The sequence below is a fragment of the Clostridium sp. 19966 genome (assembly GCF_032335695.1).
GTDB lineage: Bacteria > Bacillota > Clostridia > Clostridiales > Clostridiaceae > JACTOJ01.
In genome coordinates this window covers 19023-30413 of the sequence record NZ_JACTOJ010000034.1, presented here as the reverse complement: position 1 = coordinate 30413, position 11391 = coordinate 19023, and the positions used below count along the sequence as shown (strand labels likewise).

Here is an 11391-nt window from a genome sequence, read left to right as displayed (position 1 = left end):
GTCCATGGCGCTAAAATTGCTTTGCCCGTCCTGGGCAAAATTACGCCAATTATAAGTCGCAATCCCTAAGAGTTCCTAGAACTCAAACGATAATATCAACATTTTAAAACACAGCCTCCCGAACTAAAGGAAGTTTTAAATCAGTGAAAAATCAATACTGATTTAAAACAGAACCTAAGATTAAAATACAGCCTTTTACTAATATTTTCACGTATCAAAGGTGGTTAAATTTATGTGTGAACAATTATTATTTTCTACAAGAACAGAATTTAGGGAGTGGCTTACCTCAAACAGTACAACCAATGCTGGAATATGGTTGATTTTTGGAAAAAACAGAAAGATTGAAACACTTACTGCGGAAGAAGCCTTAGAGGAAGCTTTGTGCTTTGGATGGATTGATGGTCAAATAACCAGCCTTGATGAAACAAAATACATAAAAAAATTCACTCCTAGACGTAAAGGAAGCAAATGGTCAGAAAAAAACAAAAATACTGTTTCTAAACTTATAGATCAAAATTTAATGACAGAAAGAGGTTTAGCTGTAATTGAAGAAGCAAAAAAATCTGGAGCCTGGAACACTGCTAAAGCTGCACCAATAACTGAGGAGCAAATTTCTATTTTAGTAGAGGTCCTAAGTGGAAAAGAGCCTGCTTTTTCCAATTTTCAAAAAATGTCCCCATCAGTAAGAAGAACCTATGCTGCTCATTATTTAAGCGCTAAAGCCGAAGAAACTAAAAAGAAAAGATTGGAACAGATAGTACAACGCCTAAACGAAAATAAGAAGCCAATGTAGACAGAAAGACAAGCCTTTTGAAGATGCTTGTCTTTTTACTCTTATATCAATTTATATAATTCATTCTCTTCTTTATCTATACGTTTTTTTATTTTATCTATTATAAGTCTTGTCTCCTGCAGAAAAGTTTTATTATTATCTTTTATCTTGCTCTTAGTATTGAATTTATTCTTATATTCCGAAAATTGATTAAAAATGCCTCCCATGTCTTCTATGTATTCATTGGCTAAGGCTTTAAGCTTCATATCCTCTCCATTCACTAAATTAGGATAGAGAAATTTATCTTCTGAATTAAGATGTATTCTTAATTTCCCAGCTAAATTGTTCATGTGAAAAACCAGTTTATCTAGGTTTTCTCCATAATTATAGCAAATTAGTAAATAAAGTTCCGTAACAAAAGTTACAGAAATAACCTATTTCATTTACTTCCCTATTAAAATATTGTATATTAATAATTACAATATAAAGAATCCTACATTAGAATTTTGTGATGCTCAGGGCTCCAAGTATTTATTAGTATTCTTTTTGGATTTGCGCATTTTATGCAGAAAGGAGTTTACAATGGAAGATTTTATAATCCCAAAGTATTCTGATTTTGAAGGAATTCAGCTTTCAATCTATGATGCTGAAGCTATCCATTGCGGTGGAAATCAGTACTGGTTCACTAAAAAGATGCATAAGTTAAGTGGCTGCGGACCTGTGGCTGCCGCTAATATAACCGCTTATCTTGCTAAATTTAAGCCAGATAAATATGCTAAATTATACCCCTATGAAGGTGTTATAAACAAAAAAGATTATACGAAGCATTTGCAGGAAGTACGCGATTATGTGAAGCCAGGCCCTTTTGGTCTTACTTCTGTAACCCAATTTGTAGACAATGTTCAAGATTTCTGTAAAAGCAAGGAACTGACACTAACGCCTCATATTTTAGAAGAAAATGCCACCATGCATCAAGCTCTAGATTTCATTTCAGAAGCTTTGCATGAAAAACTTCCTATTGCAATCTTAGTGCTTAAGCATCCTGTAAAAGAATTAGATGATTATACCTGGCATTGGATGACAATATTAAACCTAAAGCTTAATTATGAACACAAAAAGCATTATATAGCGGTTTCCACCTATGGGGAACTTCATGAAATAGATTTGGATCTTCTTTGGAATCATAGAAGACCTACAGATATAATACGTTTAGCCTATTTCTCATAAGACCTATAAACCTTGTTAAAGAAAGTTATCTTACAGATTTGTAAGATAACTTTCTTTTTGTAAGCTGATAGACATAGAGTGTCCTCAAAATCAAAACTATAATTATATTGTAAACAAGACAACATATCAAAGGGGGAAATTTTATAAATGGAAATATTAAGGGTAGAAAATTTAAACAAGGTTTATGGTACTGGCAATAGCAGAGTAGATGCCTTAAAGGACATAAATTTATCTGTAAACAAAGGAGAGTTCGCAGCGATAGTAGGAGCTTCCGGTTCAGGTAAAAGTACGCTTCTGCATCTTCTTGGCGGACTAGATATGCCTACTAGCGGAAAAGTTATAATAGATAGCGAAAGCATATATGATTATAAAGAAGAAAAGCTGGCTATCTTCAGAAGAAGAAAAATAGGCTTCATATTTCAATTTTTTAATCTCATTCCTGTATTGGATGTGGAAGAAAACATATCTCTTCCAGCACTTTTAGATAATGAAAAAGTTGATAAGAAATATTTAGACGAGATTATCTCTCTATTAGGACTCACTGAAAGAAAAACTCATCTTCCTTCCGAGCTTTCAGGAGGACAGCAGCAAAGAGTATCCATAGGCAGAGCTCTTCTTAACAAACCTTCTATAATATTAGCAGATGAACCTACAGGAAACCTAGACAGCAAGAATTCCAAGGAAGTAATAGACCTGCTTAAGTTTACTGCTAAGAAATATAACCAGACTCTAATATTAATAACTCATGATGTGAATATCGCCTCCATGGCAGATAGAATCATAAATATAGAAGACGGCGTCATAGTTTCTGATAAATATTTAAAAAACAGTTAATGGGAAAAGGAGGTGAAAACAATGATAACTAGCTATAAGCAAATAACAATGAAATATTTAAAAGCTAATAAAAAAAGAGCCCTTTTGACGCTTACAGGAATAATATTATCAGTAGCCTTAATCTGCACCATTGGCTTATTTTTCAAGGGTATGCAGGCTACCGAAATAGATAATGCAAAGGCTAATTACGGTTCTTACCATATTGCATTTAAAAATACAGATGATAAATTATTTTCTGAGGTTACAAATAACCCAAAGGTAAGTCGTTATGGCTATTACAAAGTTGCAGAAACGATAAATTTAGGTAAGAATTTAAAACTGGATAAATTGGTTGCTACAAATAAAGCTTTGGATTTGCTGCCTTTTAAGCTTAAGGAAGGCAGAATGCCTGAAAATGTTAATGAATTTGCAGTGGAAAGATGGACCCTTCAATACATTGATAAAAATGCAAAACTAGGAGATATGGTAAAAATCAACAACAGCAGCTATAAGCTTGTAGGCATATTAGAAAATTCTATAACAGCTCAAATGCAAAATAATCTTAGAATACTTGTTAAGGATAATTCTTTATCGAAGCTAAACTCTTCTCTGTTAGTGGAGATAAGTTCAAAAACTAATTTAAGAAAAGCTGTATCAGAACTAAAAGGCTTATCAACTAAAGATAATGTAAACCAAAATGGTGCTCTTCTTTCCTTGGAGGGTGCTGGAAGTAACAATTCACTAAACAGAGGCATTGGTATAGTACTCTCTATAGTCATAGGTATAGTCGTTATCGCCACCATAGCAGTTATATACAACTCCTTTCAGATAAGCGTAGTTGAAAGAATGAAGGAATTCGGACTTTTAAGAGCTGTAGGCACCACTCCAAAGCAGATAAGAAACTTAGTGCTAAAGGAAGCCAGCATTCTAGCCTTCACAGGGGTATCTCTGGGCATAATACTGGGTGTGTTAGCAATGTCCATAATCAATTATCTGTTTAAAATCATAGGTAAGGACTCTGTAATTGCCACAAAGCTGGTTATAGATCCTGAGGTTTTATTTATAAGCCTGCTTATTGGAATAATCTGCGTATATATTTCAGCCCTCATACCAGCTATTTTTGCTGGAAGAATCTCCCCTCTTATGGCTATCAGCAGCAGAACAGCTATAACAAAAGGAAAAATAAAAAAGAGTAACAATTTAATAATAAGAAAAATATTTGGTTTTGAAGGTGCTTTAGCTGCCAAAAATATAAAAAGAAATAGAAAGAGGTACAGAATAACCGTATTTTCCATTGTGATAAGCGTTGTTCTATTTGTTACCTTTAAAGCCTTTATAGATATGTCTCTAACCAGCACCAATGAACCCAACAATTCTAGAAATATAAGTTTCACTCTTTACAGCAATATTAGTTCAAATATGTCAAAAACAGATTTAAGCTCTATTTCTGATAAAATCCGTTCCTTAGATTCAGTGGATAGTGTATATGAAGATTACCCTTACTATGATTTTGATTCCATAATTGATCCTAGCAAGGAAATAAAAGAAGCCAAAGTAGTAAAAGATCTGTATAAGAAGTTCTCTTACCAAGGCAGCGAGAAAGCTCTCATAAATTCCAGTATGACAATATATGATGTTAACGCTCTTGCTGAAGCCAAGAAGCACCTTATAGATGGAGCTATAAATAAAGACGATTTAGATAAGGAAAATGGTGTAATATTAATTAAGAAAAGCTCTACTTATACAGACTCAACAGGTTCTAAGAAATATATAGGTTCTACTGCAGAGCTTAAAGTAGGAGATGAGCTTCCTGTTCAATATGCTGATTCTACCCAATATCAAACTGAATTTGGAAAAGGTAAGGTAAAAACTGTAAAGATACTAGCTATTATATCTGACTCTCCTTTTGACTTTTTAGGTTCTCAAAGAGGATTAAAATTCATTACTACGGACAAGGTTATTAAAAGCTTAACAGAAAAAAAGGATATTTCCCCTGAGGATCTCTCTATAAAGATAAAAGATGTAAATAATGATAAAGCTGTAGAGCAGCAGCTTCAGGAAGTGCTTAGATCGGATGCCAGCTTAAATTTATATAATCAAATTGACAGCAACAGAAGAACAAAAGCATCAGAGCTTATGCTTGAGATACTTATATATGGATTCATAACTGTAATTGCCTTGATTAGCTCTGTAAATATAGTAAATACTCTTACTACAGGTATAATCCTAAGAAGAAGAGAATTTGCGTCATTAAAATCCATAGGTCTAACTCAAAGGGGCTTAAAAAAGATGGTTATATTGGAAGGCATGCTGTACTCCATTGTAGGAACCATATACGGCTCAATAATATCCTTAGCATTAGCATATGGGTTAAAAATTGGTTTTTCTGAAATAAATAATATACAGTGGTTCTTTCCTTGGCAAGCCATGCTCATAGCTTTAATAGCTTCCCTAATAATAGGCTATTTGGCTGTGCTATCTCCTCTTTCCAGAATCAAAAAAGCAAATTTGATTGAAGCTATAAGAGAAGAGTAAAAACTGCTATAATTACTATTAGATTTAAGTATGTAAATGAGGTGAAAATTTTGGCTAATACTCTTTTATTAGTGGAAGATGATGAGTCCTTAGCTCTTGGCGTGGAATTTACTCTTAAGGACGAAGGTTATGAGGTTCTAGTAGCTCCTACTCTTGGCGATGGCAGAAAAGCTTTTAAGGAAAGCCACATAGATCTCGTAATACTGGATGTGAATCTTCCCGATGGCAGCGGCTATGAGCTTTGTAAGGAAATAAGAAAGACAAGCGATGTGCCTATAATGTTTCTTACCGCCTTAGATGAGGAAGTTAATATAGTTCTTGGACTTGAAATAGGCGGAGATGATTATATAACCAAACCCTTCAGAGTAAGGGAGCTTCTATCAAGAGTTAAGGTGCTACTTAGAAGAGCTAGCAAAAATGTTATAAATAAAACAAGGCTTAGGAGCGGAAATATAATTGTAGATACCTCCAGTGCTCTAGTAAGCAAAGATGGAAAGGAAATAGTTTTAACTGCTCAGGAATACAAGCTTTTGCTCATATTTATAAATAATCCAGAAATTATAATGAAAAAAGATAAGATATTGGAAAAGCTCATCGAAGGAGAAGAAGTATTTTTCGATGAAAATACCTTGGCTGTTTATATTAACAGGATAAGAGAAAAAATAGAAGATACCTCTAAAAACCCTCAATATATAATCACTCAAAGAGGAATGGGCTATAAGTGGAACAAAGAAGTCCTTCCTCTGTGATAAGGAGATAAAACTATGAAAAAATATTATATAAATCCAGAGCTTAGATTAAGCTCACTTATCCTAATATGTATTTCATTCTTCTTCTTAACCAGTACGCTTATCTTTATGAAAATATATAATGACAATCTAAAACGAGATTATATAAACACTGTAGGTGCTGTAACTTCAAAAATTTTAGATAAAAACCCTCAGCTTGAGAAGGATATTATTCCGCTGGTTACCAAGCAGCCTACTGCTGAGGAAATAAAAAAAGGTCAGCAGCTATTAAGCGACTATGGTATAACAGATACTTTGGAAAATGAATTTTTCCCTTACATGAAGGATACTGCAAGCAAAAACAATTACTCAGTCTTAGCAATATTTATTAGTATGACAGTAATTTTATTTATCTTGAATTATCTGCAGTATACATTTTTCTATAAAAGGTTGAGAGCTATAACTGTGGGTGCAAAAAAAGTTATAGAGGGAGATTTTGATATAAATTTAAATGAAAATAGAGAAGGAGACCTGTCAAAGCTTGCAGTCTCCTTTAACTCTATGAAGCACATCATAGGAAGCACAATAAGCGAATTAAAAAAAGAGAAACAATTCTTAGTGGATATTTTATCAGATATATCCCATCAACTAAAAACTCCCTTATCCTCAATGATGGTATACAACGAAATAATGCTCACTAAAAATTTGTCCAAAGAGCAGAGCCAAAAATTCTTAGAAAGCAATGAAAAACAGCTGGATAGGATGAACTGGCTTATACAGAGCATACTAAAGCTAGCAAAGCTTGATGCTGCAGCCATAGAATTTTTCAAAGTAAAGCAAGGCTTAAATGAAACCATTGAAGAATCCATAGCTGCCCTATCTTCAAAAGCCATCAGCGCTGAAGTAAATATATTTTTCCAAGAAGGCAATGAAATAATTTTTCAGCATGATAGACCATGGCTTGAAGAAGCGTTTATAAATATAATAAAAAATGCTATTGAGCATACTCCTCCTGAAGGAAAAATAACTATTAAAACTCTAGAAACTCCTATTTGTATTAAAATTATTATAGAAGACACAGGAGAAGGAATTCTGGAAGAAGATCTTCCAAACATATTTAAGAGATTCTACAAAGCCCCTGCTTCAAGAAAGAATGCTTCTGTAGGCATAGGGCTAGCTTTATCAAAATCTATAATTGAAGCCCATGACGGAATAATAGAAGCTAAAAGCAAATTAAGTGAAGGGACTGCTTTTACAATAATCTTTCATAAATACTAGTCTATGTTTAAAAAGGATGTCCTAACATAAAAATATCTTAAAAAGGTATTTACAACTAGTTAAATTTGATTTACAATGAGGTCATGGAATATATTAGAATTTCTTGAAAGGAGACTGTGAAATGTTAATTTTTAAATTAAGATTAAAAGCAATTGAACAATTAAATATACAGTCTGCTGTCAATAGATAAATATATTAACTTCCATTGAATATGTGATTTTTATTACCGCAGACTTCTACTCTGCGGTTTTGTTGTATTTAAAACCTAAAATTGTAATTGCTGCCGCAGAGAAATTCTGCGGTTTTTATTTTTAGCTATCAAGCCGCAAACAATGATATGTTATATCACTGTAATGCGGCTTTTTATATTAGGAGGAGTTTCAAATGCGTTTAAAATAAAGGCTATATTTTAAAAGGATGTTGATATCCAAAATGAAATTCAGTAAAAGCTTAAAAAACCAAATGAAATAATGTTAATGATAGGAGTTGATTTTATGATAACAGGAAATACTAACGGAATTACATTCGTAATACTTGATAGATTAGAAAATTTATATGAATTAACCATAGACAGTGACAGCATATTTTCTTATGAATTAGTTACTGAAATGAATCAAATTACTAAGCTAATAAAAAAGGAACTATGCGTGGTTATTAACAGACGCGGTAAAATAACAGGAATATCCATAGGTAAGGTAAGCAGTGCTGAAATCCCTGCCTTGGAAGTAAAGGACAAAAAATTAAGCGGTTTTAGAGTGATTCATACTCACCCTTCTGGTGACAGCCGCCTTTCTTCTATGGATACTTCAGCCTTGATGGAATTAAAATTGGATGCCATTGCAGCTATTGGAGTTAAAGAAAATATAGAAGATGTAAATATAAATATAGGTTTAATAGAGGTTCATAATAGTGCCCTATCCTATAAGGAGCTTAGAAACCTTAGCTTAGAAGCCTGCTTAGAATTAGATTTCAAAGACAAGACAGCTTATGCTGAAAAAGCTTTAATAAGTGTAAAGCCCGAGGATGATGATGTAGAAAGAGCAATATTAGCTGGCACAGACACCGAAGAAAGCCTGGAAGAGCTTGAGGGTCTTGCAGAAGCCTGCAATATTTCAGTAGTTCACACTGTTTTTCAGAGAACAAATCGAATTCATTCAGCTTATTATACTGGCCAGGGTAAAGTTCAGGAGGTCTCTCATTTAAGGCAGCTGACAGGTGCGAATTTAGTGATTTTTGACGACGAACTTTCTGGCTCTCAGGTAAGAAATCTTGAAAGAATAATAAAATGCAGAGTTATAGATAGAACTACTCTAATTTTAGATATCTTTGCAAGGCGTGCTAAAAGCAGAGAAGGTATGCTGCAGGTAGAGCTTGCCATGCTAAATCATAAGCTTCCAAGACTTAGAGATGCAAATGCTAATCTTTCAAGGATAAAAGGCGGCGTCGGTTTAAAAGGCGGCGTTGGCTCAAGAGGTCCTGGTGAAAAGAAGCTGGAAAGTGACAGAAGACACATAGAAAAAAGGATAGAAGAAATAAAAGCTGAACTTTCAAAAGTAGTAAAGCAAAGAGCAGTGCAAAAAACTAAAAGAACAAAGAATAATATAAACAGAGTTGCCATAGTTGGTTATACCAATGCTGGTAAATCAACCTTGAGAAACAAAATATGTGAAATATCCAAATCTAATAATTTATCCAAAGAAGGAGTCTTAGAGGCAGATATGCTTTTTGCCACCTTAGACACTACTGTCAGAGCAGTTACCCTTCCCGATAATAGAAAAATTGCTCTCTCAGATACTGTAGGTTTTATCAGCAAGCTTCCTCACGAGCTGGTAGAAGCTTTTAAATCCACATTAGAAGAGCTGTCCGAAGCAGATTTGCTCTTACATGTGATAGATGCTTCAAATGAAAATGCCATAAACCAAATAGAAGCAGTAAATGAGGTAATCAGGGAGCTTAATGCCCAGGATAAAAATACTATTATAGTTCTAAATAAAATAGATAAGGCAGGTTTAGAAAATCTACAAGCGCTAAGAAATTTCTTAAAGGGTGAAAAAATCATGGAAGTAAGCGCTGTTAAGGAAATAAATTTGAAGGAATTACTTGAAATGATAGGAAGAGAAATCCCAAATAAATTATTAGAAAAAGAATTTATAATACCCTACAGTGAGCAAAAGCTCATTTCCCTGCTTCATGAGAGTGCTAATGTGGTTAAAGAGGATTATACCGAGGATGGAACAAGGATAAAGGCGCTAATTCAAGAAGAAATATATAACAGATATGTAAATTTTGAATTATCCTGATTCTTACCATTTGACAGAGTAATAAAAAAACTGTACACTACCAAATGTACAAACATTATTGTACATTTTAATTTAAATATTCGTGTTTAGGAGTGTAATTTATGGAAAATGTATTTGATTATGAAGACGTACAGCTTATCCCAGCAAAATGCATAGTAAATAGCAGATCTGAATGTGACACAAGCATAAATTTTGGAGGACGTAATTTTAAATTACCTGTGGTTCCAGCAAATATGCAGACTATTATAGATGAAAAAATAGCTCTTTATTTAGCGGAAAACGGATATTTCTATATCATGCACCGTTTCCAGCCAGAAAAGAGAATAGATTTTATAAAAGACATGAATTCTAGAGGCTTATTCTCCTCTATCAGCGTTGGAGTTAAGCCTGAGGAATATGCATTTATAGAACAGCTAGCAGCTGAAAAGCTTTCTCCAGAATATATAACTATTGATATAGCTCATGGTCATTCCAATGCAGTAATAGAAATGATTAAGCATATAAAGAAGCATTTGCCTGAAAGCTTTGTCATAGCAGGAAATGTTGGAACGCCTGAAGCAGTTAGAGAATTAGAGAACGCTGGTGCGGATGCCACAAAGGTTGGTATAGGTCCAGGTAAGGTATGTATAACAAAAATTAAAACTGGCTTTGGAACTGGAGGCTGGCAGTTAGCTGCCCTGCGTTGGTGTGCAAAAGCTGCCAGCAAGCCTATCATAGCAGATGGCGGCATTCGTACTCACGGAGATATAGCTAAATCTATCAGATTTGGTGCTTCCATGATTATGATTGGTTCCCTATTTGCAGGTCATGAGGAATCTCCAGGAGAAACTATCGAAAAAGACGGCAAAAAATATAAAGAATATTTTGGTTCAGCTTCTGAATATCAAAAAGGCGAAAAAAAGAATGTTGAAGGCAAGAAAATGTTTGTTGAATTCAAGGGTTCTTTAAAGGATACTTTAGTAGAAATGCAGCAGGATCTTCAATCTTCTATATCCTATGCTGGCGGCAACAAATTAGATGCTATACGTAACGTGGATTATGTTATAGTTAAGAACTCAATATTCAATGGCGATAGAGTATATTAAAAGGTGTGTGTTATTATTTTAAACAATATAGAAACCTCAAATCTCCTATTAATACCTGTGACTTACGAAATTACTAGTTCTCTTCTAAATGGAAGCATTGATGAAATAAAAAAACTTGGAATTACTGCTGATGATAATTGGCCTACGAATGATACTCTTGATATTCTGCCTATTATAAATAAATTTTTATCCATTGATAAAATTCCTACAGGCTTTGAATTCTGGATGATTGTAAAAAAAGAAAGCATGAGCATAATCGGAGACATAGGCTTTCATGGAAAACCAGATGAAAAAGGTGAAGTTGAAATAGGCTATGGTTTAGTAGAGAATGTAAGAGGACAAGGAATAGGCTCTGAGGCATTAAAGGCAATAGTTGATTGGGCGCTCTCCCACCCTAGCGTAAAGATAATTAAGGCTGACTGCTTATTAGATAATAAAGCTTCTGCAAGAATACTTGAAAAGGTTGGAATGAGAGAAGTCAATAGAAATAATGGGCTTATTTATTGGGAGCTTAGAAATTGACATAGAATATCATAGATTATATTATAATATAAGGATATGAATTTTGATTCTTAAAATGTGAGGTGTGAAATGAGCAATAGATTTTTAACTATAGACTAATTAAATAGTTGTCTAAAAAAGGTCATAGGACA

The 11391-nt window shown here is 33.7% G+C and carries 10 protein-coding genes; 9 read left to right on the top strand and 1 reads right to left on the bottom strand.

Annotated elements, in window-relative coordinates; all coding sequences use genetic code 11:
* Positions 1-232 precede the first annotated feature (232 nt).
* Complete coding sequence (locus IAI10_RS22175; RefSeq protein ID WP_315675501.1) at positions 233-793, top strand: YdeI/OmpD-associated family protein; 561 nt, start codon at positions 233-235, stop codon at positions 791-793.
* A gap of 41 nt (positions 794-834) precedes the next feature.
* Here the strand turns inward: IAI10_RS22175 and IAI10_RS22170 are convergent, their stop codons facing one another.
* Positions 835-1167, bottom strand: coding sequence for a hemerythrin domain-containing protein (locus tag IAI10_RS22170; protein WP_396334418.1), 333 nt, complete (start codon positions 1165-1167; stop codon positions 835-837).
* A gap of 187 nt (positions 1168-1354) precedes the next feature.
* Here IAI10_RS22170 and IAI10_RS22165 point away from each other — a divergent pair, with 187 nt between their 5' ends.
* From IAI10_RS22165 to IAI10_RS22130, 8 genes are all read left to right on the top strand, one after another.
* Complete coding sequence (locus IAI10_RS22165) at positions 1355-1999, top strand: hypothetical protein (protein ID WP_315675500.1); 645 nt, start codon at positions 1355-1357, stop codon at positions 1997-1999.
* A gap of 147 nt (positions 2000-2146) precedes the next feature.
* Entirely contained in the window at positions 2147-2833 is a 687-nt protein-coding gene (locus IAI10_RS22160; RefSeq protein ID WP_315675499.1) for an ABC transporter ATP-binding protein, read from the top strand.
* Between the two features lie 21 nt (positions 2834-2854).
* Entirely contained in the window at positions 2855-5347 is a 2493-nt protein-coding gene (locus IAI10_RS22155) for an FtsX-like permease family protein (RefSeq protein WP_315675498.1), read from the top strand.
* A 50-nt stretch (positions 5348-5397) separates the two neighbouring features.
* On the top strand, positions 5398-6096 hold the full coding sequence (locus IAI10_RS22150) for a response regulator transcription factor (protein WP_315675497.1): 699 nt from the start codon (positions 5398-5400) through the stop codon (positions 6094-6096).
* 15 nt (positions 6097-6111) lie between these two features.
* Positions 6112-7353: a HAMP domain-containing sensor histidine kinase gene (locus IAI10_RS22145; RefSeq protein ID WP_315675496.1), complete on the top strand. Its 1242-nt coding sequence runs from the start codon at positions 6112-6114 to the stop codon at positions 7351-7353.
* Between the two features lie 494 nt (positions 7354-7847).
* Positions 7848-9653, top strand: a complete 1806-nt coding sequence (gene hflX / locus IAI10_RS22140; protein WP_315675495.1) for a GTPase HflX — start codon at positions 7848-7850, stop codon at positions 9651-9653.
* A gap of 101 nt (positions 9654-9754) precedes the next feature.
* Positions 9755-10738 (top strand): GMP reductase, encoded by a 984-nt coding sequence (gene guaC, locus IAI10_RS22135; RefSeq protein ID WP_315675494.1) that lies wholly within the window; start codon positions 9755-9757, stop codon positions 10736-10738.
* Positions 10739-10741: 3 nt separating this feature from the next.
* Positions 10742-11260: a GNAT family N-acetyltransferase gene (locus tag IAI10_RS22130; RefSeq protein WP_315675493.1), complete on the top strand. Its 519-nt coding sequence runs from the start codon at positions 10742-10744 to the stop codon at positions 11258-11260.
* Positions 11261-11391 lie beyond the last annotated feature (131 nt).

What these genes read in the sequence shown, in the direction of transcription:
- IAI10_RS22175 (WP_315675501.1), top strand. Translation starts at nt 233, where the DNA reads ATGTGTGAACAATTATTATTTTCTACAAGAACAGAATTTAGGGAGTGG.
- IAI10_RS22165 (WP_315675500.1), top strand. Translation starts at nt 1,355, where the DNA reads ATGGAAGATTTTATAATCCCAAAGTATTCTGATTTTGAAGGAATTCAG.
- guaC (WP_315675494.1), top strand. Translation starts at nt 9,755, where the DNA reads ATGGAAAATGTATTTGATTATGAAGACGTACAGCTTATCCCAGCAAAA.
- hflX (WP_315675495.1), top strand. Translation starts at nt 7,848, where the DNA reads ATGATAACAGGAAATACTAACGGAATTACATTCGTAATACTTGATAGA.
- IAI10_RS22155 (WP_315675498.1), top strand. Translation starts at nt 2,855, where the DNA reads ATGATAACTAGCTATAAGCAAATAACAATGAAATATTTAAAAGCTAAT.
- IAI10_RS22145 (WP_315675496.1), top strand. Translation starts at nt 6,112, where the DNA reads ATGAAAAAATATTATATAAATCCAGAGCTTAGATTAAGCTCACTTATC.
- IAI10_RS22160 (WP_315675499.1), top strand. Translation starts at nt 2,147, where the DNA reads ATGGAAATATTAAGGGTAGAAAATTTAAACAAGGTTTATGGTACTGGC.